This window comes from Pseudooceanicola atlanticus (assembly GCF_000768315.1).
Taxonomy (GTDB): Bacteria; Pseudomonadota; Alphaproteobacteria; order Rhodobacterales; family Rhodobacteraceae; genus Pseudooceanicola; species Pseudooceanicola atlanticus.
The window spans coordinates 208,673-233,138 of record NZ_AQQX01000004.1; the positions used below are offsets into that span (position 1 = coordinate 208,673).

Below are 24,466 nucleotides of genomic sequence, written 5' to 3' on the forward strand. Positions count from 1 at the left end.
GCGCGGCGCGCCTCAGCTCATCCAGTTGCCGCCGTCGACGTTGTAGGTCTGGGCGACGATGTAGGCGGCCTCGTCCGAGGCCAGGAACACGGCCATGCCGGTCAGGTCCTCGGCCCGGCCCATGCGGCCGAAGGGCACGGCGGCGCCGACCTCCTGCTTCTTCTGGCCGGGGGCCTTGCCCTCGTATTTCGCAAAGAAGGCGTCGACGCCGTCCCAGTGTTCGCCGTCCACGACACCGGGGGCGATCGCGTTCACGTTGATCCCGTGCCGGATCAGGTTCAGACCGGCCGACTGGGTCAGCGAGATCACGGCCGCCTTGGTCGCGCAGTAGACCGTGACCAGCGCCTCGCCCCGCCGCCCCGCCTGGCTGGCCATGTTGACGATGCGACCGCCCTGCCCGCGCTCGATCATGTGCCGGGCCACGGCCTGCATGGTGAAGAGCGTGCCACTGACATTGATGTCGAAGGTGCGGGCGTAATCCTCGCGCGTGATCTCGTCGATCGGGGCGGCGGTGAAGATCGCGGCGTTGTTGATCAGGATGTCGATGCCGCCGAAGGCATCGACGGTCTGCGCGACCGCCGCGTCGATACTGTCCTGCCGGGTCACGTCCATCTCGACGGCGATGGCCCCGTCGCCCAGCCCTGCCGCCGCCGTGCGGGCCCGGTCGATATCGATATCGCCGATCGCCACGCGCGCGCCCTCGCGCAGATAGGCCTCGGCAAAGGCCAGGCCGATTCCGCGCGCTGCACCGGTGATGAGCGCGGTTTTCCCCTCAAGCCGCATCATTCGATCCGCAGCCCTTCGGCGTCGAAGCGATGCATGACGTCCTCGCGCGGCGTCAGATGGATACGGTCGCCGTGGTTGAAACCGACCTCGCCGCCCGCCCGGACGGTGATCGTTTCGGCGAGGCCCGTCTCATGGATATGGAAGAACGTGTCAGACCCGAGGTGTTCGCTCACCCCGACGACGCCGGACCAAGGCCCTTCGGTTTCGGACACGTCGATATGTTCCGGCCGGATGCCGACGGTGTGGGCGTTGTACTTGGCCGCCTCGGGTCCTTCGATGAAGTTCATGGTGGGGCTTCCGATGAAACCTGCGACGAACTTGTTGCGCGGGGTGCGGTACAGTTCCAGCGGGCTACCGACCTGTTCGATCACCCCGGCCTGAAGCACCACGATCTTGTCGGCCATGGTCATCGCCTCGACCTGGTCATGGGTGACGTAGATCATCGTCGTGGCCAGCCGCTTGTGCAGCTCGGAGATCTCCAGCCGCATGCCCACCCGCAGGGCCGCGTCGAGGTTCGACAGCGGCTCATCGAAGAGGAAGGCCGCCGGTTCGCGGACGATGGACCGCCCGATGGCCACGCGCTGGCGCTGACCGCCGGACAATTGCCCCGGGCGGCGATCCAGGTAGTCGGTCAGGTTCAGAACCGATGCCGCGGCCTCGACCCGGCGGGTGATCTCGGCCGGGTCCATCTTGGCCATCTTCAGCGGGAAGGCGATGTTCTTGCGGACCGACATGTGCGGATAGAGCGCGTAGGACTGGAACACCATCGCCAAGCCCCGTTTCGCGGGCGGCACGGCGGTGGCATCCTGGCTGTCGATGCGGATCTGGCCGCTCGACACGTCCTCCAGCCCCGCGATCAGGCGCAGCAGCGTGGATTTCCCGCAGCCCGACGGCCCGACGAAGACCGCGAATTCCCCGTCTTCGATGGTCAGATCCAGTGGCGGAATGACCTCGACCGCGCCGAAGCTCTTGGTCACCTTGTCCAGAGTAATGCGTCCCATTGGTTCTTCCTTTTTGTTGCCCGACCGCGACGCGGCGCGTGGGCCCTTACTTCACGGCGCCGAAGGTCAGTCCACGGACCAGCTGTTTCTGGCTGAACCAGCCAAGGATGAGGATCGGCGCGATGGCCATGGTGCTGGCCGCGCTGAGCTTGGCGTAGAACAAGCCCTCGGGGCTGGAATAGCTGGCGATGAAGGCCGTCAGCGGACCGGCCTTGGCCGCGGTCAGGTTGAGCGTCCAGAAAGCCTCGTTCCAGGCGAGGATGAAGTTCAGCAGCAGGGTCGACGCGATGCCCGGCACCGCCATCGGCGTAAGCACGTAGAGGATTTCCTCTTTTAGCGTGGCGCCGTCCATCCGCGCGGCCTCGAGGATCTCGCCCGGGATTTCGCGGAAATAAGTGTAGAGCATCCAGACGATGATCGGCAGATTGATCAGCATCAGCACGATGACCAGGCCGACCCGCGTATCCAGCAGCCCCATCCGGATGAAGATCAGGTAGATCGGGTAAAGAACCCCGACCGCCGGCAGCATCTTGGTCGACAGCATCCACAGCAGGATGTCCTTGGTCCGCTTCGAGGGCACGAAGGCCATGGACCAGGCCGCCGGTACCGCGATGATCACGCCCAGCAGGGTCGACCCGCCCGCGATGATGATCGAATTCCACAGGAACCGGGCATAGTTCGACCGTTCCTGCACGATGGCGTAGTTCTCCAGCGTCCAGTCGAAGAACAGGAAGACCGGCGGGTCCGAGATCGCCTGACCTTCGGTCTTGAAGCTGGTCAGGATCGTCCAGAGGATCGGGAAGAAAATCAGCAGGCCGATGGCCCAGGCCAGCGCGGTGTTGATCGTCTTGCGGCGGGTGGTGACAGAGCGTGCCATGATCCGGTCCTTCCTCAGGCGTCCAGGTTCTTGCCGACGATCCGCATCAGGAAGATCGCGACGATGTTGGCAAGGATGATCGCGTAGACCCCACCGGCAGAGCCGAGGCCCACGTTCTGGCTTTCCAGCACGCGCTGGAAGATCAGGTAGGTCAGTGTCTTGGTCCCGAAGGAGCCCTGGGTGGTCACGAAGATCTCGGCGAAGATCGACAGCAGGAAGATCGTCTGGATCAGCACCACGACCGTGATCGCACGCCCCAGGTGGGGCAGGATGATATAGCCGAACCGCTTGAGCGGCGGGGCGCCGTCCATCTCGGCCGCTTCCAGCTGTTCACTGTCCAGCGACTGGATCGCGGTCAGCAGGATCAGCGTCGCGAATGGCAGCCATTGCCAGCTGACGATCATGATGATCGAGGGCAGCGAGGCTTCGGTCAGCCAGGCGATCGGTTCGGCGCCCACGGCCTTCCAAAGATGCGCGAAAAGGCCGTTCACCGGGTCCATGAACATGTTCTTCCAGACCAGCGCAGACACGGTGGGCATCACGAAGAACGGTGCGATCACCAGGATCCGCACGACCCCCTGCCCCCACATCGGCTGATCCAGCAGCATGGCCAGCAACACGCCGAAGACCACGGTGATCGCCAGCACGCCGCCCACGATCAGCAGGGTCGCCTGCACGCTGGGCCAGAATGAACTGCTGGACAGGAAGCGGGCATAGTTGTCGAACCCGACCCATCCCAGGTCGCCGCCCCGAAGCGGCAGGTATTTCTTGAACGAGAAGTAGATCGTCATCGTCAGCGGGACGAGCATCCATCCCAGTAGCAGTACCACCGCAGGGGCCATCATCAGACGGGCCGCGGATCGTGAAGCCTTGGTCGCCATGGGGCACCTCCTCCGGTGACAGCCTTTGATGCTGCCGGTTGTCGCTGATTGACGTGATGGTGTTGGAAAACAGGGGGCGCGTCACGCCCCCTGCCTCGACGGCCTCAATAGCCGGCGGCTTCCATGGCGTCGGTGGTCAGGGCCTGTGCCTTTTCCAACGCTTCGTCCGCCGATTGCTGCCCGGCAAGCGCTGCCGAGAATTCCTGGCCCACTTCGGTCGCGAAGCCCGCGAATTCCGGAATGGCCACGAACTGGACACCCTGGTACGGCACCGGATCGACCGTCGGTTCGATCGGGTCGGCGGACTGAATCGACTTCAGGGTCATCTCCGCGAAGGGGATGTCCTTGTAGTTCGGGTTCTCATAGAGCGAGACGCGCGCGCCCGGGGGAACGTAGGCCCAGCCCTCTTCCGAGGCCACAAGCTCGATATAGGCCTTGGATGTGGCCCATTCGATGAACTCCTTCGCGGCACCTTCGTTGTCGGTGCCCGCCGGGATCGCCAGCGCCCAGGCCCAGAGCCAGTTGCCGCGCTTGCCCTTGCCGGTATCGGGGGCCAGCGCGAAGCCGACCTTGTCGGCTACGGTGGAATCGTCGGGGTTCGTCACGAAGGAGGCCGCGACGGTCGCGTCGATCCACATGCCGCACTTGCCCTGCTGGAACAGCGACAGGTTCTCGTTGAAACCATTGTTGGACGCGCCCGGAGGGCCGGCCTTGTCCATCATGTCGAGGTAGAAGGTCAGGGTTTCGTTCCAGGCGTCGCTGTCGAACTGCGCCTGCCAGTTCTCGTCGAACCAGCGCGCCCCGAAGGAGTTGGACATGGCGGTCAGGAAGGCCATGTTCTCGCCCCAGCCGGCCTTGCCGCGCAGGCAGATGCCATAGATCTCGTTGTCCTTGTCGGTCATCGCGACGGCGGCGTCACGGATGAACTCCCAGGTGGGCGCTTCGGGCATCTCCAGCCCGGCCGCTTCCATCAGGTCCGTCCGGTACATGATCATGGAGCTTTCGCCGTAGAACGGCGCCGCGTAGAGCGTGCCGTCATAGCTCAGGCCGTTGCGCATGGCGGGCAGCAGGTCGTCGACGTCGTAATCCTCGCCCAGGTCATCCAGGGCGACAAGCCAGCCGTTCTTGGCCCAGATCGGCGTTTCGTACATGCCGATCGTCATGATGTCGAACTGGCCGCCCTTGGTGGTGATATCGGTCGTCACGCGCTGGCGCAGGACGTTTTCCTCAAGCGTGACCCACTCGACCTCGTGGCCGGTCGCTTCGGTGAAATTGTCGGTCAGACCCTGCATCCGGATCATGTCGCCATTGTTCACGGTTGCGATGGTGATCGTGTCGGCCTGCGCTGCCGCAGCAGTTACAAGGGTAAGCGCAGTAGCCGCACGAAGTGCGTTCCTCAAAAACATCCGAATCCTCCCTAAGTTTGGATGTGTGACGGCAAGGCTAGGCAGAACTAAACGCGCTGTCAAAATAAATTTTACGCGCGGCAACTTTTGACGGAGATCAGGCCGAACTGCGCATGACGAGCCGCCCTTCAAAGAAGGTATCCTCGTGGGCATGGACCTCACCTTCTATAGCACGAAACAGGATCTCGACCGACCGGCGCGAAATGGATTCGTAATCCTGCGCCACAGTCGTCAGCGGCGGGCAAGTAAAGCGCGAGAACGGGTGATCGTCCTGCCCCGCAACCCGGATCTGGCAATCCTCTCCGATGCCGACGCGGATATTCTGTTCGTAACATGCCGTCAGGAAGCCGATCGCAAGGCGGTCATTGCTGCACAGGATCGTGTTCGTGGAAAACGCACCGGAGGCCAGTGCCCGCCCACCTTCGCGGCGCCCGATCTCTTCGAAATCCCAGCCCTCGCCCTCGGCCTGGAAGATATGCGGCGTATGGCCCAGCTCCTCCATCGATTGGATGTAGCTCTGCCGCCGCTTGTTGGCGTTCGGGTTCGACGGGTGCTTCATTTCGAAGAAACAGGGCGGTTCGCCCGTACGGCACAGGTAATCCACCATAAGGCGGACGAATTGCGGGTTGTCCGACCCGACAAAGGCCAGCCCCATCCCCTGCAAGTGACTGTCGAACAGGACGGTCGGAATTTGTTCGCAGAACTTCTCGACCGCGCGCCGGTCCGACGCACGTCCCAGCGGCGCCAGAAGGACGCCCGCGGGCTTGATCGACCGCAGGCTGTCGAAGATGTCATTCTCCAGCGCCGGCTGCCCGTGCGAGGAATGCAGGCTGGGCCTGTAGCCAGCCGCAATGCAGCGCTGTTCGAGGTTCCTGGCGATCTCGGCAAAGAACGGGTCGGCCAGATAAGGCACCACGATACCAACGTTTTTCGTCAGCTTGCGGTTCTGGTTCATGGCAAAGATGTTGGGCGTGTAATCGTAGGTTTCCAGCGCCTTTTCGACCTTCGCCCGGGTCGAGGCCCGCACGCTGGCCGGATCATGGAAATACTTCGACAAGGTCGGGCGCGAGATGCCGCTGACCGAGGCGAATTCGTCCATGTTTCTGATCTTCTTGCCCGTCATCCCAACCAAGTACCGTCAAATTTTCTTGAAGCGAAGAAAAAACTTGTCATACCTCAACCATTTCTTGCCGCGCGTAAAAAATCAACTGTCATGTCCCTGAACTTCGTGTGATTATGTAGCCGGAGCAGCGCGATGCGATCATCTCGCTGGCGGAGGAACAGAGCGACCCGCCGGTCGCCGAAATAAGGGAGGATCCAATGATCCTGTGTTGTGGCGAAGCCCTGATCGACATGATCCCGCACGGGACGACAGCCGGACGCGACGGCTTCGTGCCCTTTCCCGGCGGGGCCGTGTTCAACACCGCCATCGCACTTGGCCGTCTCGGCGCGCCTGCGGGTCTGCTGACCGGTCTCTCCTCCGACCTGTTCGGCCGCCAGTTGCGCGACGCGCTGCATGCCAGCCACGTCGACAACGGCTATGCCATCACCTCGGACCGGCACACGACCCTCGCCTTCGTGCAGCTGCAGAATGGCCACGCAACCTACGAATTCTACGACGAAAACTCGGCCGGTCGCATGCTTGCTCCCGCCGATATGCCCGAGATCGGGCCGGAAGTGACAGCACTCTTCTTCGGCGGCATCAGCCTGATGAGCACTCCCTGCGCCGATGCCTATGCCAGCCTGCTGGACAAGGCCGGGAACGACCGCGCGGTCATGCTGGACCCGAATATCCGCCCCGGTTTCATCACCGATCCCGAGGCTTACCGCGCCCGGCTGACCGCGATGCTGGCCCGCACCGATATCGTCAAGGTGTCCGACGAGGACCTGGACTGGCTGCTCCCCGATGCGGGCGACCTGCCCCGCCAGATCGCATCGCTGCACGACATGGGACCCGCGCTGGTCGTCCTGACCCGCGGCAAGGATGGCGCGACCGGGTACTTGTCGAGCGGAACCGAGGTCAGCGTCGCCGCCACGCCAGTCGAGGTCGCCGACACCGTCGGGGCGGGAGATACTTTCAACGCCGGCCTGCTCGCCCGCCTGTCGGATCTGGGGGCCCTGACACCTGAGGCGTTACCAAATTTGTCCGAAGATGACCTCCGCGCAGCCCTCACGCTCGGCACCCGCGCGGCAGCCATCACCGTCTCGCGCAGCGGGGCGAACCCGCCATGGGCGAAGGAACTGGGCTGAGATTTATCGGAAATCGCCAGAAGTCTTCGTGGTACCCGCGGCCGGACTCGAACCGGCACGGCATAAGCCTAGGGATTTTAAGTCCCCTGTGTCTACCATTCCACCACGCGGGCCCGTCGGCGTGCCAACGTCTGGCGGACATTACCTGCCCGCGCGTCCATGCGAAAGACCGCATCCCGGCTCTCGCCCCAAGAATTTCGCGCCGTGCGCCCGGCGCGGGACCACCGTGTCCCGGCTGCCCGCCCCATGTGACAAATGCTGTCCGGTCAAGGCTTTGGCTTGACCTCTGCGGCGCGACGGAACAGCGTTGATCCATGTTTCCTCTGCGCGACCATAACCCGTCGGGGCGCACGCCCTATGTCACCTGGCTGCTGATCGCCGCCAACGTGGCCATTTTCATTTTCTATTCCACTGCGCTGCAATCCCCGGCGGCCCTGAACGCCTTTTTCGCGGACTGGGCGTTGATCCCGGCGCGCGTGTCCTCCGGGGACGGCTGGGGGACCTTCTTGACCTCGATGTTCCTGCATGGCGGCTTCATGCACCTGGCCGGTAACATGCTGTTTCTGTGGATCTTCGGCGACAACCTCGAGGATGAGATGGGCCATTTCGGCTATCTCGTCTTCTACCTCGCCTCCGGGCTGGGGGCGGGCCTCGCGCAATATATCGCGGCGCCCTATTCGCCGGTGCCGATGGTCGGTGCCTCGGGGGCGATCGCCGGTGTGATGGGAGGCTACCTGCTGCTCTTCCCCAAGGCGCGGGTCGACATCCTGTTCATCTTCATCGTGATCTTCAAGGTCATTCCCGTCCCCGCCTGGGTCATGCTGGGCATCTGGTTCGGACTGCAATTCTTCAACGGGCTGGGCGCGGATTTGAACGCGGGCGGCGTCGCCTACTGGGCGCATGCAGGTGGCTTCATCGTCGGCTTCCTGCTGGCCATGCCGATCTTTTTCAGGCTTGGCGGCACCGCATTCTGGAGCCAGACCCACGGCCATCCGCCCCACCCCGAAGCGGCCTACAATTTTGAACGGACCAACGTGCCCCGCGTGCGGAGACGAAAATGAACGTGCAGCACCTGACCTGCCATTGCGGCGCCGTCGAGCTCGAGGTGGAGCTGGCCAGCGGCCTGACAGGCGCACGGCGCTGCAATTGCAGCTTCTGCCGGCGGCGCGGCGCCGTGGCGGTCACCGCAGCCCCCGACGGGGTCCGGGTCGTGAAGGGCGCGGAGAATCTGACGCTCTACCAATGGGGGACGCAAACGGCAGAGCATTACTTCTGCAAGACCTGCGGCATCTACACCCATCACCGCCGGCGCGGCGATGCGGGGGAATATGCGGTCAACCTCGGCGCACTCGACGGGGTTGACCCGTCGAAGCACGGGCCTTTCCCCTGGTTCATGGGGCGGGACGTTCCGCTGTGATCGCCGCGGCGATCAGGCGTTGCGGATCACCTTGGAGAATTGTTCGAAGATCGCCTCGTTGGCGCCGATGACCTCGCCGCTGGTCAGGATATCTTCACCCGGGCGCAGCGCATCGACCAGGCCGCCCGCTTCGCGCAGGATGATCAGTCCGGCCGCCATGTCCCAGGCGTTCAGGCGACGTTCCCAGAACCCCTCGTAGCGGCCGGCGGCCACGTAGGCGAGGTCGAGCGCGGCCGATCCCCAGCGACGGACGCCGGCACAGGCCGGCATCAGGCGCGCAAGGTCCTGAAGAGTGGCTGGCAGGTCCGAACGGCCGCCAAAGGGCACGCCGGTGGCGAAGATCGACTCGATCATCCGCGACCGCGACGACACGCGGATCCGGCTTTCGTTCATCCAGGCGCCCTCACCCTTCTCGGCAAAGAACATCTCGTCCTTGGCGGCGTCGTAAACGACACCGGCCACGATCTGGCCCTTGTGTTCCAGGGCGATCGACACGGCCCAATGCGGCAGGCCGTGCAGGAAGTTCGTCGTGCCGTCCAGCGGATCGACGATCCAGCGGCGGGTCGGATCACGGCCCGCCTCTTCGCCGCCTTCCTCACCGACCCAACCATAGGAGGGGCGGGCTTCCATCAGCTCTGCCTTGATGATCTCCTCGGCCGCGATATCGGCACGGCTGACAAAGTCGCCGGCGCCCTTCATCGACACCTGGAGGTTCTCGACCTCCCGGAAGTCCTTGACCAGGCTGCGGCCAGCCTTGCGGGCGGCTTTCTTCATCACGTTGATATTGGCGCTGAGGGTCATGGGCGGGCTCCTGTAACAGGTGGCGCGTATAGACCGCAGGGGCACACTTGCCAAGGGGGCAGGACGATGCAGGGCCCTGCCCGCGCCGGGACGTCATTTTCGGCGTGTGTGAACTCATGGCCGACGGCGCTCCCAAGCCCCACCATGGCCCCGATCCATCCGCCCGTAACGCCCTACCCGCGCTGCAGCTTCACCGCCTCGGTCCGGGCCAGGCGCACGAAATGGGCCAGGTACGGCTTGTCGGCTTCCTCGGCCCGCGTGGCGGCGAACATCCGGCGCGTCATGCCCTTTTCGGTCAGCGGGCGGGTGATGAAATCCGGGCTGCGCCGGGCATCGTTCAGCACCCAGTCCGGCAACACCGACACCCCCCGCCCCGAGGCGACCAGCATCAGGATCATCGGCGTCAGTTCGACCTTGCGGATATGGGCCGGTTCGACACCTTCGGGCTGCAACAGCATCTTGTAGACATCCAGCCGCGTCTTATCGACCGGGTAGGTCAGCAAGGTTTCGTCCTCGAAATCCTCCGCCTCGACAAAGGGCTTCTCGGCCAGGCGATGCCCTGCCGCGGCGACGAAGACCGGCGAATAGTCGAAGAGAGGCCGGAACGAGAAATCCGGATCGTCCTCCGGGTCGGAGGAGATCACGACATCGACCTCTTCCTTGTGCAGCGCCTCCATCGCGCCGAAGGACAGGCCAGGGCGGATGTCGACATCGACCTCGGGCCAGGCGCGGCGGAACTGTTCCAGCACCGGGAACAGCCAGTCATAACAGGCGTGACATTCCAGGGCGACATGCATGCGGCCTGCGATGCCTTCCTCCAGCGCCTCGAACTCCGCCTCAAGGGCGTCGATCTCGGGCAGGATACGTTCGGCCAGGCGCAGCATCCGGTGCCCCGCCGCCGACAGCTTCAGCGGCTTGGACCGGCGTACGAACAGCTCCACCCCCGCCTGGTCCTCCAGGCCCTTGATTTGGTGAGACAGCGCGGACTGTGTTATATGAAGGATGTCCGCGGCCTTCTGGAGCCCGCCTGCATCATGAATCGCCTTAATTGTGCGGAGATGTCGGAACTCTATGTGCATCCAGTAGTTTGGCTCATGATATTCGTGAAGTTTATGAGCTTTTCTCACAAACCCGAATTTGCGACAAGAGATGAAATAAGAGGGGAATCCCATGACCACGCCTGCTGTCTCTTTTGAATTCTTTCCGCCCAAGAACCTGGAAGCCTCCTTCCGTCTCTGGGACACCGTCCAGGTGCTTTCGCCGCTGAATCCGAACTTCGTTTCCGTGACTTACGGCGCCGGCGGCACCACCCGTGACCTGACCCGCGATGCCGTTGCGACCCTGCACAAGAATGCCGGTCTGAACGTCGCCGCGCACCTCACCTGCGTGAATGCCACCCGCGAGGAAACGCTGGCCATCGCCGACGGCTTTGCCGAGGCAGGCGTGACCGAGATCGTCGCCCTGCGTGGTGACCCGCCGAAAGGCGAAGGCAAGTTCACCCCGCATCCCGACGGTTTCGCCAACTCGGTCGAGCTGATCGAGGCGCTGGCTGACAAGGGCAAGTTCAAGATCCACGTGGGCGCCTACCCCGAACGTCACCCCGACGCCGTGTCGGACACCTCTGACGTCGACTGGCTCAAGCGCAAGCTGGATGCCGGCGCGACCGACGGGATCACCCAGTTCTTCTTTGAAACCGAAACCTTCCTGCGGTTCCGCGACCGCTGCGAAAAGGCCGGTATCACCGCCCCGATCATCCCCGGCATCCTGCCGATCGAGAACTGGAAGGGCATGCGCAAATTCGCCATCGGCTGCGGCGCGCACGTTCCCGCATGGTTGGACGACGCCTTCGACAAGGCCGCCCGCGACAACCGCGAAGACCTGCTGGCCACCGCGCTCTGCACCGAGATGTGCACTGCCCTGATCGACGAAGGCGTGGACAAGCTGCACTTCTACACGCTGAACAAGCCGGAACTGACCCGCGACGTCTGCCACGCCCTCGGCGTGACGCCCGAGGTCGACCTGCGCGACGTCGCCTGAGACCAAAATCCGCTCTGCGGTTGATCCTTCCACGCAGCGGGACTACGCTCCCCCTGCGCGGGAGGATTTTTCATGGATGCACAGGTGAACATGGGCCACGGCAGCGCCCGGTATTCCGGTCTGGAAATGATGCAGATGATGCTGGCCGGGGAACGCGAAGGCCCCGCTATCGCCAAACTGCTGAATTATCGGATCACCGCGGTCGAAGGGGGCCGCGTCGTGTTCACCGGCACCGCCACACCGGAATATTGCAACCCGATGGGCACGGTGCACGGCGGCTGGTACGGCACCCTGCTGGACAGCTGCATGGCCTGTGCCGTGGCTACCCGCGTCCCTGCCGGATCGACCTATACGACATTGGAATACAAGGTGAATATCATCCGCCCCATCCCCCTCGGGATGGAGGTCGACGCCATCGGGCTGGCCCAGCATGTGGGTCGCTCCACCGGGATCGCCAGCAGCGAGATCCGGGGCCGCGAAGATGGCAAGCTATACGCCACCGGCTCCACCACCTGTATCGTGATGCCCCTGCCCGGCTGACGGGCGGCACCGGACCGCGTCAGGCGGTCAGACCCTGCGGCAGGGTCAGCCCCCGCTGGATGGCGCTTTCGTGCAGACGTTCCGACGGGTCCTCTCCGACCACCCGCTTGTGGCGGATCAGGAACATCTTGCCAAAGCCGCGCCACATCCCGACCGACGGCGCCTCTGCATCCGCGGGGAACCGGTCGCGCCAGCCTTCGGGCAATTTCAGCCCATGCAGCTCTGCCTGGGCCAGCATCCACAACAGCGGCAGGTTCGCCAGCGGCCGCGCCGGGGCAAAGCCGCCCAGATGCCCCCCCACATCGCCATGGGTGCCACCGAACCAGACCTGTTCCAACCGGCCGGACCAGTCGGGATCGCTGCTCCACATGACGGGGGCATAGACGTCGCGGGTTTCCTCAAGCGCCAGGGCGTGGAACCCGGCCTTCACGCAGCGGGACAGGGCATGGTTGTGAAAGGCATGGCGTGGTTCCGTCAGTTTCCACAGGAACGGCAGGCGCAGGCCCAGAGATTTCACCGTGTCGAAGGCGCCGATCATCTCGACCACCGCATCCTCGTGGCAATTCATCCGCGAAAAGGCCCCGGCGGCCTGGCTCTTGCCGCCCGCCTGGTAGTGGCGATAGGCCAGCTGGATGTTGCGTTCCGTCGCCTGATCGGCGCGCACCAGCCCGACCCGATCCAGGATGCCCGCCAGTGACCGCACCGCGTAGGCGCCTCGTGAATAGCCGAACAGGAAGATCCGGTCCCCGGGCCGATAGCGCGAGGCCAGGTAGCCATAGGCGCGGCGGATTTGCCGGTTGATGCCACGCCCCATCAGAACCTCGTGGGTGTTGCGCCAGCTGCGCCACTGGATCCCCGCCTCGTAATAGAGCGACAGATCCGGCCCCATCTGTTCCGACAGCAGCCGGTAGATCAGGCCGACATTGCTTTCGTCACCCTCTTCCATCGACGACATCGTCCCGTCGAGGATGACAACATGCGTAACCGGCCCGCGCCGGGCACCCGGTGCCGACCGGCGCTGACGGAACAGCCAGCGGGGCCGGACAATCCTCAGCAGTCCATCACTGAGCCGGTTCAGCATCCTTCAGCATCTCCCAGACCCGCAGCGGCGTGAAGGGCATGTCGGCCCGTGTCACCCCGCGCTGTGCGAGCGCATCCATCACCGCGTTGGCGGTGGCCGCCATGGCGCCGACCGTGCCGGCCTCCCCGCAGCCCTTCATTCCCATCGGGTTCGCGGTCGAGGGCACGGGTTCGGTGGTGAACCCGACAAACGGCACGTCCTTGGCCCGCGGCATCGCGTAATCCATGAAGCTGGCCGTCAGAAGCTGGCCATCCTCGTCATAGGTGACGTTCTCGCAGATCGCCTGCCCCAGGCCCTGGGCGACGCCGCCATGCACCTGGCCCTGCGCCAGCATCGGGTTGATCAGGTTGCCGAAATCATCGACGACCGAATAGGCCACGACCTCGACCCGGCCGGTATCGGGGTCGACCTCGACCTCTGCGACATGGGCGCCGTTCGGGTAGGACCGGCCCGGCAGTTTCGCGGTTTCCTCGTGGCGCAGCAGGTCCTCGCGGCCCGCCTCGCGCGCCATTTCGGCGACGTCGACCATCGTCGGCGCGGCGTTCGATCCCTTGATGCGGAACGCCTCGTCGTCAAAGCTGACATCGTCGCGCTTCACGTCCATCTTGTCGGCCAGGAAATCGCCGAACACATCGACCATCTTGCCGACCACGGCCAGCGTCGCGTTGGATTGCGTGGTGACGGACCGCGACCCGCCGGTCCCGCCGCCCTTGGCGATCCGGTCACTGTCGCCCTGAACGACCCGGATATCCTCCATCGGGATGCCGGACTGATCGGACAGGAACCGGGCATAGACCGTTTCATGGCCCTGCCCGTTCGACTGGGTGCCGACATAGATCGTCACGGTGCCATCCTCGTTGAACTCCACTTTCGCGGTTTCCGAAGGATCGCCCAAAATGCTTTCGATATAGTAGCACAGCCCCAGGCCGCGCAATTTGCCCTCGGCCGCACTGGCCTCGCGCCGGGCGGCGAAACCGTCGCGGTCGCAGAAATCGGCGGACCGGTCCAGCAGGCGTTCGAATTCGCCCACATCGTAAAGCTCGTCGGTCACGGTCTTGTAGGGGAAGGCCTTGGGCGCGATGAAGTTCTTCTTGCGCAGCTCCCACGGATCGACACCCAGGTCGCGCGCCGCGTAATCCATCGCCCGCTCCAGCAGGAAAATCGCCTCGGGCCGCCCGGCCCCGCGATAGGCATCGGTGGGCGTGGTGTTGGTGTAATAACCCTCGGCCTCCAGCAGCGCGGCCTGGCAATCGTAGACCCCCATCAGGACGCGACCGAACAGGTAGGTCTGGATCATCTGCCCGAAATTCGAGTTGAAGGCGCCAAGGTTGTACTTCGTCTTGACGTGATAGCCCGTCAGCTTGTGATCGGCGTCAAAGGCCAGCGCGACCTCGTGGGTCAGATCGCGCGCGCCATTGTCGGCCAGCATCGACTCGGTCCGGTCCGCCATCCAGCGCACCGGCCGGTCCAGGAACCGCGCCGCATAGGCTGCCATGACATGTTCGGGATAGAGCTTGGCCTTCATGCCGAACCCGCCGCCCACATCGGACGTGGTCACATGGACCTGCTCGGTCTCTAGGCCCATCAGCTTGCCCAGCTCCCGCTTGGGACCCCAGACGCCCTGACCGTTCATTTCCAGGTGGATACGGTCGTCTTTCCACTCGGCAAAGCCGCCGCGCGGTTCAAGCGACGCGACCATGACGCGGTTGTCCACCACCTCGGCCCGCACCACGTGGGCGGCGGCATCGAAGGCGGCCTTGGTCTCGTCTTCGCGGCCCAGCAGATAGTCGACGCCCAGGTTGCCCGGCGCTTCGTCGTGCAGGTCGACATCGCCCTTGGCCAGCGCCATCTGGGCCGGCAATTCGTCATAGTCGAACTCGATCAGGTCGGCGGCATCCTTGGCCGCCTCCAGGGTCTCTGCCACGATCAGCGCGACTGGCTGGCCCACGAAGAACACCTTGCCCTCGGCCAGGATGGGATGTTTCGGGTTCGCCCCCTTCGTGCCGTCGCGGTTCGGCGCCAGCGTGCAGGACAAGCCGTCGGTGATTCCCGCCGCATGCAGGTCCTCGGCCGCGGCCACCAGGTGCACGCCATCGGTTTCCCGCGCGGCATCCAGGTTCAGTTCGGTGATCGTCGCATGCGCCACCGGAGAGCGCAGAACGTATAGATGCAACGCACCGTCGGGGGTGATGTCATCGACATAGCGCCCATGGCCGGTCAGCAACCGGACATCTTCGACACGCGTGACAGACTGGCTAAGCCCGAACTTTTCCATGGCATCCTCTCCTGCGACCTCAGGGGCGACACTAGCGGGCCGAACCAGAGTGTCCAGAGGGGAGCGGATCAGAACGCGCTGACGGCCACCGGACGGTCCAGCCCGTAACCGTTGAACCGCGTCGCGATGGACAGCGAATAGGCCCCCATCCCCGAAACGATCACGTAATCACCATTCTGCAGATCCCGCGGCAACGGCACCGGCGCGGGCAGACGATCCAGGGAATCGCAGGTCGGTCCAAAGATAATCCGTTCCACCGGCGCTCCGGCCCGGTGCGTGCCGTCGGGCGACAGGCAGGTCAGCCGGTCGGTCGGCCCGATATCACGCAATTCGGAAAGCCCGCCATAGATGCCATCGTTCAGGAAGACCGCGCCGCTGTCACGGATCGCCTTGACGCGCGTTGCCAGGCAGAACGCTTCGGCCACCATGGCGCGGCCCGGCTCGCAGACCAGCGCAGGCGCATCCGCCCCGAAGGCCCGCGCCACGGCCCCGGCGATCCGGGCAAAGATCACCTCGAGGTCCGGCGCATTCCCCTGCCTGTGTGCCGGAAACCCGCCGCCCACGTTCAGCCGGGCGAGCCGCACCCCGGCGCGCGCCGCGATCTGCGCCGCGGCCTCGATATAGGCCACCCAGGCGGCAGGATCATCGCATTGCGTGCCCGGATGAAAGGTCATCGCCAGTGGCACGCCCAGATCTGCGGCCCGGCGCAGCAAGTCCTCCGCCTCCACCGGCGTGGCGCCGAATTTCGACCCGAAGTCGTAGGCGGCCCCGGCGACCGGCAGCTTGAACCGCACCGCGATCTCGCAGCCCAGCCCGGCCACCGCCTCCAGCCCCGCCCTGTCGTCGACCGAGGCCGAGGCGATGCCGAAATCCCGCGCCGCCGCGATCTCCGCCTCCGATCGGACCGGGTTGTTGTAATGCAAACGCGCGCCCGGATGCGCGGCCCTGACCGCAGCCATCTCCGCAGGCGAGGCCACGTCGAACGTGTCGATCCCCGCCGCGACGAGGTTGTCCAGCACCACCGGGTCCGGGTTCGCCTTGACCGCATAGGTCACCAGCCCCGGAAACCCGTCCTGGAACCGACGTGCCTGGGCGTGCAGCATCTCGGGGCAGAAAAAGAGAACCGGCTGATCGGGCCGGTTGTCGTTCAGATATCCTTCGGGCGTGGTCAGCGGGCTGTGCTTCATCTGTGCGGGTCTCCTGTTGCCTGTCCCTTCATGGTGGTCGCGATTCCTGTCGATTTCACCCGTCACTCCGCCTAAACTGAGTCAGGTTCGGATCATATCGACGGAGAAACCATGCAGATCGACGAAACCGACCGGCATATCCTCAAGGCGCTGTCCGATGACGCCCGCCGCTCCGTCGCGGAACTCGGGCGTCAGCTGGGCCTCGCGCGCTCGACCGTGCAGGCGAGGCTTGAGCGGATGGAACGCGCCGGCATCATCGAGGGCTACACCCTGCGCCTTGGCGCCGCCGCGCGCCCCGCCGTCCGCGCCACCGTCCTGCTGACGCTGGAACCGCGCTCGGAACCCGAGGTGCTGAAACGTCTCTCTGCCATGACCGAGGTCGACGCGGTGCACACCACCTCGGGCCGCTACGACCTGATGGTGCAGATGTCCTCGGCCACGACCGAGGCGATCAATGACGCGCTCGACCGCATCGTCGCGGCCCGTGGCGTCCGGTCGACAGAGAGCCTGATCCACCTGTCGACCAAGCTCGACCGGCGGGGCTGAGCCGGACACTGCGCGACCACGAAGCCCAAACCAACCAGCCCCCAAGGCGCCCCATACCCCATCCTGACACACCCCACACGCGAAGCGCACTTTCCCTCGCCCGCGGGATTGGGTATGCCCTTGCCGGACCAACAATCCGGACCAAGCAAGGGCGACGATCATGGCGATGGAAAAAACCTTCAACGCGGCCGAGGCCGAAGACCGGATCTACAAGGCCTGGGAAGAGAGCGGCGCCTTCAAGGCCGGCGCCAATGCCTCCCGCCCGGAATGCTTCAGCATCATGATCCCGCCGCCCAACGTGACGGGCTCTCTGCATATGGGGCACGCCTTCAACAACACGTTGCAGGACATCCTGATCCGGTGGAAGCGGATGCAGGGCTACGACACGCTCTGGCAGCCCGGTACCGACCATGCGGGCATCGCCACCCAGATGGTGACCGAACGCGAGATGGCCGCGAACCAGGAACCCTCGCGCACCGAAATGGGCCGCGAGAAGTTCATCGAACGCGTCTGGCAGCAGAAGGTGAAGACCCGCGGCACCATCATCGGCCAGCTCAAACGCATCGGCGCCTCCGCCGACTGGTCGCGCGAGGCCTTTACCATGGGCGGCGCCCAGGGCGACCCGGACCGCGACAGCGACGCGCCGAATTTCCACGACGCCGTCATCAAGGTCTTCGTCGACATGTTCGACAAGGGCCTGATCTATCGCGGCAAGCGGCTGGTGAACTGGGACCCGCATTTCGAAACCGCGATCTCGGATCTCGAGGTCGAGAATATCGAGACGGCGGGCCACATGTGGCACTTTAAGTACCCGCTCGCCGGCGGTGCGACCTACACCTATGTCGAGAAGGACGAGGACGGCAATGTCGTGCTGGAAGAAGAGCGCGACTACATCTCCATCGCCACGACCCGGCCCGAAACCATGCTGGGCGACGGCGCGGTGGCCGTGCACCCCTCGGATGAACGCTACGCCCCGATCGTCGGCAAGCTGTGCGAAATCCCTGTCGGGCCCAAGGAACATCGCCGCCTGATCCCGATCATCACCGACGAATACCCGGACAAGGATTTCGGTTCGGGCGCGGTGAAGATCACCGGCGCGCATGATTTCAACGACTACCAGGTGGCCAAGCGCGGCAATATCCCGATGTACCGCCTGATGGACCCGAAGGCGCACATGCGCGACGACGGCAACGATTACGCCACCTGCGCCGCCCGCGCGCAGGAGATCGCCAACGGCGCCGAGTTCACCGAGGCCGAGGTCGACACCCTGAACCTGGTGCCGGACCACCTGCGCGGCCTCGACCGGTTCGAGGCCCGTGCCAAGGTCGTCGAAGAGATCACCGCCGAAGGCCTGGCCGTCATGACGCGCCCCGACGACCCGCGCCTTGGCAACGCCCCCAAGAAGAAGAAGGACGACGACGCCCCCGTCACGGACGAGGCCCCCTTCCCCGTCCCGCTGGTCGAGGCCAAGCCGATCATGCAGCCCTTCGGCGACCGCTCCAAGGTGGTCATCGAACCGATGCTGACCGACCAGTGGTTCGTCGATGCGGAAAAGATCGTCGGCCCTGCCCTCGATGCCGTGCGCGACGGCCGCGTCCGCATCATGCCCGAAAGCGGCGAGAAAACCTATTTCCACTGGCTCGAGAATATCGAGCCCTGGTGCATCTCGCGTCAGCTGTGGTGGGGGCACCGTGTGCCGGTCTGGTACGGGTTCGACCTGGCCCGCCACGGTTTCCGCGATGACGAGGCCGACGGCGCGCTGGACCTGGTCGAACTGACCCGCCTGCTGTCCGCGCAGGAACTCGCGCCCGGCACCGACCGGCTGCATTGCGCCCATGATTTCGACGCCGTCACCGGCCAGTTCAACGATGTGCTGAACCGCCTGCCGACGCCGCTGAACCACGCCATCGTGACCGAGGTCGCCGACCGCGACGAGGCGATGTCGGTGCTGGCCGCGTCGCTGGCCGAATACACCGCCACACAGGACCCGACCAAGGTCGTCTACCCGGTCTGGCGCGACACCGACGTGCTGGACACCTGGTTCTCGTCCGGGCTCTGGCCAATCGGCACGCTGGGCTGGCCCGAACAGACCCCGGAACTGGCGAAATACTTCCCGACCTCCGTGCTGATCACCGGTCAGGATATCCTCTTCTTCTGGGTCGCCCGGATGATGATGATGCAGCTGGCCGTGGTCGACGACATCCCGTTCCACGACGTCTACCTGCATGGCCTCGTCCGCGACGCCAAGGGCAAGAAGATGTCCAAGACCATCGGCAACGTCATCGACCCGCTTGATATCGTTGACGAATACGGCGCCGACGCGCTGCGCTTCACCAATGCGGCGATGGCCTCGCTGGGGGGCGTCCTCAAGCTCGACATGCAGCGGATCGCCGGCTACCGGAACTTCGGCACCAAGCTCTGGAACGCCACCCGCTTTGCCGAGATGAACGGCGTCTACCTGACCGGCGCGCCCTCTGCCGACATTCCCAAGGCCGAAGCGACGGTGAACAAGTGGATCATCGGCGAAACCGCCCGTATCCGCGAAACCGTCGATGCGGCCTTGGCCGCCTATCGCTTCGACGATGCCGCCGCCGCGCTCTATCGCTTCGTCTGGGGCAAGGTCTGCGACTGGTATGTCGAATTTGCCAAGCCGCTGCTGAACGACACCGCCCCCGAACGCGAGGAAACCCGCGCCGTCATGGGCTGGGTGCTGGATCAATGCCTGATCCTGCTGCATCCGATCATGCCCTTCATCACCGAGGAACTGTGGTCCGAAACCGGTGACCGCGCCAAGATGCTGATCCATGCCGACTGGCCGACCTACGGGTCCGACCTGATCGACAGCGAAGCGGATCGCGAGATGAACTGGGTGATCTCCCTGATCGAGGACATCCGCTCGGCCCGCGCCCAGATGCATGTCCCCGCCGGCCTGCACGTCCCCCTTGTCGTCACCGACTGGAGCGAGACGGAACAGGGTGCCTGGGCCCGCAACGAAACGCTGATCAAGCGGCTCGCGCGCGTTGACAGCCTGACCTGGGTGGAAAGCTTCCCCAAGGGCTGCATCACCGTCGCCGCCGAGGGCGCGACCTTCGGCCTGCCTCTCGCCGACATCATCGATGTGAGCGAGGAAAAGGCCCGGCTCGAGAAATCCCTGCAGAAGCTCGCCAAGGAGATCGGCGGGCTCGAGGGACGCCTGAAGAACCCCAAATTCGCCGAAAGCGCACCCGAGGATGTCGTGGCCGAAACCCGCGACAACCTCGCCGCGCGCAAGGACGAAGAGGCCAAGCTGAAGGCCGCCCTCGACCGCATGGCCGAACTGGGCTGACGACTGACCATGACCGGGGCGGCACGTCTCGCCGCCCCGTTTTCATGCCCGATTGACTTTGCCGCGCGCAGGCGTAAATGGCGCAGGCCGGATGCCTGTGTCCGGCCTCCTCCGGGCCTTCCATGATTCCGCTTCAGATGTCCTCCGGCGACCTGATCGCCGACCGCCGCGCCTATTACGCAGAGGCGCTTGCCACCGACGATCCCGCCGCGGCCTGCGATCTCTATCTCCAGGCGCTGGACCTCGCCCCCGATTGGGCCGCCGGCTGGTACCGCCTGGGCGTCCTGCGGGCCGATCATGGCCTTCCCGGTGCGGCAGAGGCCTTCGAGCGCGCCATCGCCAGCGACCCCGCCGACCGTCTGGGCGCGGCCCTGCGCCGTGATATGCTGCGCGACCGTGCCCTGGGCGATACCGTGCCCACGGCCTTCGTGGAAACCCTCTTCGATCAATACGCGGCCAGTTTCGACACCGCGCTGGTCGACCGGCTGGACTATCGCGCGCCGCAACTCCTCCGCGCCGGGCTGAACGGTCCGCAGGGCCGCGTGCTCGACCTCGGGTGCGGCACGGGGCTGATGGGGGCCGAACTCCGCCCCCTCTGCACCTATCTCGAAGGCTGGGACATCTCGGCCGAAATGTTGCGAGAGGCCGAGGCCAAGGCGCTCTATGACCACCTGGACAAGCGCGACCTGTCGGCCCTCGCCCCCGTCGACGCCACCTGGGACCTGGTCACCGCCGCCGATGTCTTTGCCTATCTCGGCGCACTGGAACGGATCACCGCCTGGGTCTCTGCCGCCTTGCGCCCCGGGGGCCGCTTCGCCTTCACGGTCGAGGCGCATGACGGGCCAGAGCCCTATCACCTGCGCCCCAGCCGTCGCTTTGCCCATTCGGAAAAGGGGCTTCGGGACCTGCTGGATTAGGCCGGGTTCACCGCCACGCTCACCCGCGCCACCCTGCGGATGGACCGCGACGCCCCGATCGAGGGCTTCGTCGTGCACGCCGTGAAAAACGCCCCCCTGCCACGACATGCCGAGGATGGCGAAGACATGGCCGCCGCCTGACCTCAGGCCCCGACGGCACGCCCCTCGCGCATGTCGATGGCCCGCACGCTCAGCGCCGCCACAAGGCCTATGACGCTGGCCAGGCACATCAGGAAGGGCAGCATGAAGGCGCCCGTCTCGATATTGACGACCGCGCCGGTCACCGTCGTGGTCAATGCGCCCACGAACACGATCAAGGCCGAGGACAGGCCAGAGGCCGAGCCCGCGATATGCGGCCGGATCGACATGACCCCGACATTGGCATTGGGTGTCGTCATGCCATTGCCTGCCCCCGACAACACCATCGCCCCGAAGAACAGCGGGATCGACAGGTAGCCCATCAGGATCAACGCCGCCGCCAGCCCTAGGCCGGTCACTGCCACGATCCGCCCCACGATCATCATCGTACTCAACTGGAAATGCCGCGAAATCCGGCTGGAGATCGCAGAGCCGATGATGAAGCCCAGCGTGATCGTGCCCATATAGGCGCCCAGTTCCGCGGTGCCCATCTCGAAGGCCGCCGACACGACCAGCGGCGCGCCCGACACGAAGATGTGGAAGGTCGACACCGAAAACGCCGCGCACAGCGCATAGCCCCAGAACCGGCGCGAGGTCACAAGCTCCGGATATTCGCGGAATTGCGACCCGAAATCGGTGGACTGGTTCTGGTTCGTCTCGCCCAGATCGACATAGCACAGAACCAGCAGGGCCAGACCCGACAGCGCATACAGCACGAAATTCGCCCGCCAGCCAAAGGCCGCATCCATAAGCCCGCCGATACTGGGCCCCAGCATCGGGGCGATGGCCATGATCATTGCCACCGTCGCCATCTTTGAGGCCGATTCCCGGTCGTCATACTGGTCCCGCACGATCGCCCGGCTCAGCGCCATGCCGGTGGCCGAGGCGCTCTGGAACATCCGCGCGACCAGGAACACCGTGATGTCCGACGTCACCGCGCAGACCACCGAGGCCAGGGTGAAGATGCCCAGCCCCCACAGGATCACCGGACGCCGCCCGTAGCGATCCGACAGCGGCCCCATCAGCAACTGGGTCACCGCCGTCATCAGCAGGTAGGCCCCGACCGCGATGCTCATCACCCCGTAGGAGACCTCGAAATCCTCGGCCATATGGGCCAGCGACGGCAGAAACATGTTCAGCGTCAGGACCGAATTCCCGGTCAGAAGGATCAATGTCAGAAGATGCGGAGCCGAAGAGGCGGGACGAAGCATGAAACGTTTCCAAAAAGTCCCGCTCATCTGACCCGGAAACTATGCAAATGGCAAACAGGTATTCTGCAAACCGGGGGTTTCGGGCCTAGGCTTCGGGCTCTTCCGCCTCGGGGTCGGCCTTGCCCACACCCTTGAAAACAAAGCGGAACGGGATCGCCCAAAGGACACCCAGAACGATGTAGACCAGCAGTTCCAGCCACAGCGGCGGACGGTCCAGCCAGGTCATCACGGTCACGGCAACCACGATGTATAGCGGCAGGCCCAGCAACAGGATCACCAGCGACCAGCGACGTCTTGCCTTGTAACTCAGCGCCATGGGGGCTCCCTTCCGGTCCTGCAGGTCCGGGGCAGGTCCGCCCGCCCCGGCATCGTCGTGTCGAAACATAGCCCGCAGGGCCGCCCGTCAAGGCGGCCGAGGGCTTCACATCCTTGCCGGATCAATCCGCGAAGGGGTCGGTGACCAGGATCGTGTCCTCGCGCTCCGGGCTCGTCGACAACAACGCGACCGGGCATTCGATCAGCTCTTCGACCCGGCGCACGTACTTGATCGCGTTGGCCGGCAGATCGGCCCAGCTGCGCGCGCCTTCGGTGCTGTCGGACCAGCCGGGCATTTCCTCGTAGATCGGGGTGCAGCGGGCCTGCTGATCTGCCGCCGTCGGCAGATAATCCAGCCGCTGGCCGTCCAGATCGTAGCCCACGCAGATCTTCAGCGTTTCGAACCCGTCCAGCACGTCCAGCTTGGTCAGCGCGATGCCGTTGACCCCCGATGTCGCGCAGGTCTGGCGCAGCAGCGCCGCATCGAACCAGCCACAGCGCCGCTTGCGGCCCGTCGTGGTGCCGAATTCGTGGCCGCGCGTGCCCAGCCGCTCACCGTCCTCGTCATGCAGCTCGGTCGGGAACGGGCCCTCGCCCACGCGGGTGGTATAGGCCTTCACGATCCCCAGCACGAAGTCGATCGCACCCGGGCCAATCCCGGTCCCGGTCGCCGCCTGCCCCGCGATCACGTTCGACGAGGTAACAAAGGGATAGGTGCCGAAATCGATGTCCAGCAGCGCGCCCTGCGCCCCTTCGAAAAGGATGCGTTTGCCCGCCTTGCGCTTCTCGTTCATCACCTTCCAGACCGGGGCCGCATAGGGCAGGATCTGCGGCGCGATCTCGCGCAGCTGCGCCAGCAGCGCCTCGGCGTCGATCTGCTCCAGGCCCAGGCCGGCGCGCAGCGCGTTGTGATGCACCAGCAGACGGTCGACGCGGGTCACCAGCGTCGCATCATCGGCCAGGTCGGCGACACGGATCGCCCGGCGACCCACCTTGTCCTCGTAGGCCGGGCCGATGCCACGGCCCGTCGTGCCGATCTTGGCGACGGAATTCTGGTTCTCGCGACCGCGATCCAGTTCGCCGTGGATCGGCAGGATCAGCGGGGTGTTCTCGGCGATCATCAGCGTTTCGGGGCTGATCTCGACGCCCTGTTCGCGCACGGTCTCGATTTCCTTGACCAGGTGCCAGGGGTCCAGCACCACGCCATTTCCGATGACCGACAGCTTGCCGCCGCGCACAACGCCCGAGGGCAGCGCATGCAGCTTGTAGACCTTGCCGTCGATGACAAGCGTATGCCCGGCATTATGACCGCCCTGGAATCGGACCACCACATCGGCCCGTTCAGACAGCCAATCGACGATCTTGCCTTTTCCTTCGTCACCCCACTGGGCACCGACGACTACGACATTGGCCATGGCACTTCCCTCCGGCTCAGGTCAAACCCGCGCCCTTTTAGCCAAAGCCGCCGGGAACCG

Annotated in this window: 22 protein-coding genes and 1 tRNA gene; 8 read left to right on the forward strand and 15 right to left on the reverse strand. The window is 64.9% G+C overall.

Annotated features, from left to right (window positions below; translation table 11 throughout):
* Nucleotides 1-12: 12 nt before the first annotated feature.
* From ATO9_RS12135 to ATO9_RS12160, 6 genes are all read right to left on the reverse strand, one after another.
* Nucleotides 13-786 carry an L-iditol 2-dehydrogenase gene (locus ATO9_RS12135; protein WP_043749191.1) on the reverse strand — a complete coding sequence of 258 codons (774 nt, stop codon included), beginning with the start codon at nucleotides 784-786 and terminating at the stop codon, nucleotides 13-15.
* Entirely contained in the window at nucleotides 783-1,787 is a 1,005-nt protein-coding gene (locus tag ATO9_RS12140) for an ABC transporter ATP-binding protein (RefSeq protein ID WP_043749193.1), read from the reverse strand. Before ATO9_RS12140 ends, ATO9_RS12135 begins: the two co-directional genes overlap by 4 nt.
* A 46-nt stretch (nucleotides 1,788-1,833) precedes the next feature.
* Nucleotides 1,834-2,664, reverse strand: a complete 831-nt coding sequence (locus ATO9_RS12145) for a carbohydrate ABC transporter permease (RefSeq protein ID WP_043749194.1) — start codon at nucleotides 2,662-2,664, stop codon at nucleotides 1,834-1,836.
* A 14-nt stretch (nucleotides 2,665-2,678) separates the two neighbouring features.
* Nucleotides 2,679-3,545 carry a carbohydrate ABC transporter permease gene (locus ATO9_RS12150; RefSeq protein WP_043749195.1) on the reverse strand — a complete coding sequence of 289 codons (867 nt, stop codon included), beginning with the start codon at nucleotides 3,543-3,545 and terminating at the stop codon, nucleotides 2,679-2,681.
* A gap of 104 nt (nucleotides 3,546-3,649) precedes the next feature.
* Nucleotides 3,650-4,951 (reverse strand): ABC transporter substrate-binding protein, encoded by a 1,302-nt coding sequence (locus ATO9_RS12155; RefSeq protein WP_043749198.1) that lies wholly within the window; start codon nucleotides 4,949-4,951, stop codon nucleotides 3,650-3,652.
* A 97-nt stretch (nucleotides 4,952-5,048) separates the two neighbouring features.
* Entirely contained in the window at nucleotides 5,049-6,074 is a 1,026-nt protein-coding gene (locus ATO9_RS12160) for a LacI family DNA-binding transcriptional regulator (protein ID WP_043749200.1), read from the reverse strand.
* Between the two features lie 197 nt (nucleotides 6,075-6,271).
* Here ATO9_RS12160 and ATO9_RS12165 point away from each other — a divergent pair, with 197 nt between their 5' ends.
* Nucleotides 6,272-7,201: a carbohydrate kinase family protein gene (locus ATO9_RS12165; protein WP_043749203.1), complete on the forward strand. Its 930-nt coding sequence runs from the start codon at nucleotides 6,272-6,274 to the stop codon at nucleotides 7,199-7,201.
* A gap of 29 nt (nucleotides 7,202-7,230) precedes the next feature.
* Here ATO9_RS12165 and ATO9_RS12170 read toward each other — a convergent pair.
* Nucleotides 7,231-7,314, reverse strand: a tRNA-Leu gene (locus ATO9_RS12170).
* 201 nt (nucleotides 7,315-7,515) lie between these two features.
* Here ATO9_RS12170 and ATO9_RS12175 point away from each other — a divergent pair.
* Together ATO9_RS12175 and ATO9_RS12180 are read left to right on the forward strand one after the other, a co-directional pair.
* A complete protein-coding gene (locus ATO9_RS12175) occupies nucleotides 7,516-8,262 on the forward strand; it encodes a rhomboid family intramembrane serine protease (RefSeq protein WP_043749204.1) in 747 nt (248 codons plus the stop codon).
* Nucleotides 8,259-8,618 carry a GFA family protein gene (locus ATO9_RS12180; RefSeq protein WP_043749206.1) on the forward strand — a complete coding sequence of 120 codons (360 nt, stop codon included), beginning with the start codon at nucleotides 8,259-8,261 and terminating at the stop codon, nucleotides 8,616-8,618. Before ATO9_RS12175 ends, ATO9_RS12180 begins: the two co-directional genes overlap by 4 nt.
* 12 nt (nucleotides 8,619-8,630) lie before the next feature.
* Here ATO9_RS12180 and ATO9_RS12185 read toward each other — a convergent pair whose 3' ends face one another.
* Together ATO9_RS12185 and ATO9_RS12190 are read right to left on the reverse strand one after the other, a co-directional pair.
* Nucleotides 8,631-9,419: an inositol monophosphatase family protein gene (locus tag ATO9_RS12185; RefSeq protein WP_043749210.1), complete on the reverse strand. Its 789-nt coding sequence runs from the start codon at nucleotides 9,417-9,419 to the stop codon at nucleotides 8,631-8,633.
* Nucleotides 9,420-9,592: 173 nt separating this feature from the next.
* Nucleotides 9,593-10,498: a LysR family transcriptional regulator gene (locus ATO9_RS12190; protein WP_043749212.1), complete on the reverse strand. Its 906-nt coding sequence runs from the start codon at nucleotides 10,496-10,498 to the stop codon at nucleotides 9,593-9,595.
* A 91-nt stretch (nucleotides 10,499-10,589) separates the two neighbouring features.
* Between ATO9_RS12190 and metF the strand changes: the two genes are divergently transcribed.
* Together metF and ATO9_RS12200 are read left to right on the forward strand one after the other, a co-directional pair.
* On the forward strand, nucleotides 10,590-11,456 hold the full coding sequence (gene metF / locus ATO9_RS12195; RefSeq protein WP_043749214.1) for a methylenetetrahydrofolate reductase [NAD(P)H]: 867 nt from the start codon (nucleotides 10,590-10,592) through the stop codon (nucleotides 11,454-11,456).
* Between the two features lie 72 nt (nucleotides 11,457-11,528).
* Nucleotides 11,529-11,996, forward strand: coding sequence for a PaaI family thioesterase (locus ATO9_RS12200; RefSeq protein WP_052418278.1), 468 nt, complete (start codon nucleotides 11,529-11,531; stop codon nucleotides 11,994-11,996).
* A 19-nt stretch (nucleotides 11,997-12,015) separates the two neighbouring features.
* On the opposite strand, the gene ATO9_RS12205 is transcribed toward ATO9_RS12200, so the two are convergent.
* From ATO9_RS12205 to ATO9_RS12215, 3 genes are all read right to left on the reverse strand, one after another.
* Nucleotides 12,016-13,077 (reverse strand): DUF2235 domain-containing protein, encoded by a 1,062-nt coding sequence (locus ATO9_RS12205; RefSeq protein ID WP_043749215.1) that lies wholly within the window; start codon nucleotides 13,075-13,077, stop codon nucleotides 12,016-12,018.
* Nucleotides 13,058-15,352 (reverse strand): xanthine dehydrogenase family protein molybdopterin-binding subunit, encoded by a 2,295-nt coding sequence (locus ATO9_RS12210; RefSeq protein ID WP_043749217.1) that lies wholly within the window; start codon nucleotides 15,350-15,352, stop codon nucleotides 13,058-13,060. Before ATO9_RS12210 ends, ATO9_RS12205 begins: the two co-directional genes overlap by 20 nt.
* A gap of 68 nt (nucleotides 15,353-15,420) precedes the next feature.
* Nucleotides 15,421-16,539, reverse strand: a complete 1,119-nt coding sequence (locus ATO9_RS12215; RefSeq protein WP_043749219.1) for a type III PLP-dependent enzyme — start codon at nucleotides 16,537-16,539, stop codon at nucleotides 15,421-15,423.
* A gap of 111 nt (nucleotides 16,540-16,650) precedes the next feature.
* Between ATO9_RS12215 and ATO9_RS12220 the strand changes: the two genes are divergently transcribed.
* The 3 genes from ATO9_RS12220 (at nucleotide 16,651) to ATO9_RS12230 (ending at nucleotide 21,327) form a co-directional block, all read left to right on the forward strand.
* Entirely contained in the window at nucleotides 16,651-17,085 is a 435-nt protein-coding gene (locus ATO9_RS12220) for an Lrp/AsnC family transcriptional regulator (RefSeq protein ID WP_043749221.1), read from the forward strand.
* A gap of 160 nt (nucleotides 17,086-17,245) precedes the next feature.
* On the forward strand, nucleotides 17,246-20,410 hold the full coding sequence (locus tag ATO9_RS12225) for a valine--tRNA ligase (RefSeq protein ID WP_043749223.1): 3,165 nt from the start codon (nucleotides 17,246-17,248) through the stop codon (nucleotides 20,408-20,410).
* A gap of 122 nt (nucleotides 20,411-20,532) precedes the next feature.
* Nucleotides 20,533-21,327 carry a class I SAM-dependent DNA methyltransferase gene (locus ATO9_RS12230; RefSeq protein WP_202902134.1) on the forward strand — a complete coding sequence of 265 codons (795 nt, stop codon included), beginning with the start codon at nucleotides 20,533-20,535 and terminating at the stop codon, nucleotides 21,325-21,327.
* Between the two features lie 143 nt (nucleotides 21,328-21,470).
* On the opposite strand, the gene ATO9_RS12235 is transcribed toward ATO9_RS12230, so the two are convergent.
* From ATO9_RS12235 to ATO9_RS12245, 3 genes are all read right to left on the reverse strand, one after another.
* Complete coding sequence (locus ATO9_RS12235; protein WP_043749225.1) at nucleotides 21,471-22,676, reverse strand: multidrug effflux MFS transporter; 1,206 nt, start codon at nucleotides 22,674-22,676, stop codon at nucleotides 21,471-21,473.
* 85 nt (nucleotides 22,677-22,761) lie between these two features.
* Entirely contained in the window at nucleotides 22,762-22,992 is a 231-nt protein-coding gene (locus ATO9_RS12240) for a DUF2842 domain-containing protein (RefSeq protein WP_043749228.1), read from the reverse strand.
* A 121-nt stretch (nucleotides 22,993-23,113) separates the two neighbouring features.
* Nucleotides 23,114-24,406 (reverse strand): adenylosuccinate synthase, encoded by a 1,293-nt coding sequence (locus ATO9_RS12245; protein WP_043749232.1) that lies wholly within the window; start codon nucleotides 24,404-24,406, stop codon nucleotides 23,114-23,116.
* Nucleotides 24,407-24,466 lie beyond the last annotated feature (60 nt).

Excerpts from the sequence above, each read along its gene's own strand:
- ATO9_RS12225 (WP_043749223.1), top strand. The coding sequence starts at position 17,246 with ATGGCGATGGAAAAAACCTTCAACGCGGCCGAGGCCGAAGACCGGATC.
- ATO9_RS12220 (WP_043749221.1), top strand. The coding sequence starts at position 16,651 with ATGCAGATCGACGAAACCGACCGGCATATCCTCAAGGCGCTGTCCGAT.
- ATO9_RS12210 (WP_043749217.1), bottom strand. The coding sequence starts at position 15,352 with ATGGAAAAGTTCGGGCTTAGCCAGTCTGTCACGCGTGTCGAAGATGTC.
- ATO9_RS12155 (WP_043749198.1), bottom strand. The coding sequence starts at position 4,951 with ATGTTTTTGAGGAACGCACTTCGTGCGGCTACTGCGCTTACCCTTGTA.
- ATO9_RS12165 (WP_043749203.1), top strand. The coding sequence starts at position 6,272 with ATGATCCTGTGTTGTGGCGAAGCCCTGATCGACATGATCCCGCACGGG.
- ATO9_RS12240 (WP_043749228.1), bottom strand. The coding sequence starts at position 22,992 with ATGGCGCTGAGTTACAAGGCAAGACGTCGCTGGTCGCTGGTGATCCTG.
- ATO9_RS12150 (WP_043749195.1), bottom strand. The coding sequence starts at position 3,545 with ATGGCGACCAAGGCTTCACGATCCGCGGCCCGTCTGATGATGGCCCCT.
- ATO9_RS12180 (WP_043749206.1), top strand. The coding sequence starts at position 8,259 with ATGAACGTGCAGCACCTGACCTGCCATTGCGGCGCCGTCGAGCTCGAG.
- ATO9_RS12140 (WP_043749193.1), bottom strand. The coding sequence starts at position 1,787 with ATGGGACGCATTACTCTGGACAAGGTGACCAAGAGCTTCGGCGCGGTC.
- ATO9_RS12235 (WP_043749225.1), bottom strand. The coding sequence starts at position 22,676 with ATGCTTCGTCCCGCCTCTTCGGCTCCGCATCTTCTGACATTGATCCTT.
- ATO9_RS12135 (WP_043749191.1), bottom strand. The coding sequence starts at position 786 with ATGATGCGGCTTGAGGGGAAAACCGCGCTCATCACCGGTGCAGCGCGC.
- metF (WP_043749214.1), top strand. The coding sequence starts at position 10,590 with ATGACCACGCCTGCTGTCTCTTTTGAATTCTTTCCGCCCAAGAACCTG.
- ATO9_RS12215 (WP_043749219.1), bottom strand. The coding sequence starts at position 16,539 with ATGAAGCACAGCCCGCTGACCACGCCCGAAGGATATCTGAACGACAAC.
- ATO9_RS12145 (WP_043749194.1), bottom strand. The coding sequence starts at position 2,664 with ATGGCACGCTCTGTCACCACCCGCCGCAAGACGATCAACACCGCGCTG.
- ATO9_RS12205 (WP_043749215.1), bottom strand. The coding sequence starts at position 13,077 with ATGCTGAACCGGCTCAGTGATGGACTGCTGAGGATTGTCCGGCCCCGC.
- ATO9_RS12245 (WP_043749232.1), bottom strand. The coding sequence starts at position 24,406 with ATGGCCAATGTCGTAGTCGTCGGTGCCCAGTGGGGTGACGAAGGAAAA.
- ATO9_RS12230 (WP_202902134.1), top strand. The coding sequence starts at position 20,533 with ATGATTCCGCTTCAGATGTCCTCCGGCGACCTGATCGCCGACCGCCGC.
- ATO9_RS12190 (WP_043749212.1), bottom strand. The coding sequence starts at position 10,498 with ATGCACATAGAGTTCCGACATCTCCGCACAATTAAGGCGATTCATGAT.
- ATO9_RS12200 (WP_052418278.1), top strand. The coding sequence starts at position 11,529 with ATGGATGCACAGGTGAACATGGGCCACGGCAGCGCCCGGTATTCCGGT.
- ATO9_RS12175 (WP_043749204.1), top strand. The coding sequence starts at position 7,516 with ATGTTTCCTCTGCGCGACCATAACCCGTCGGGGCGCACGCCCTATGTC.
- ATO9_RS12185 (WP_043749210.1), bottom strand. The coding sequence starts at position 9,419 with ATGACCCTCAGCGCCAATATCAACGTGATGAAGAAAGCCGCCCGCAAG.
- ATO9_RS12160 (WP_043749200.1), bottom strand. The coding sequence starts at position 6,074 with ATGACGGGCAAGAAGATCAGAAACATGGACGAATTCGCCTCGGTCAGC.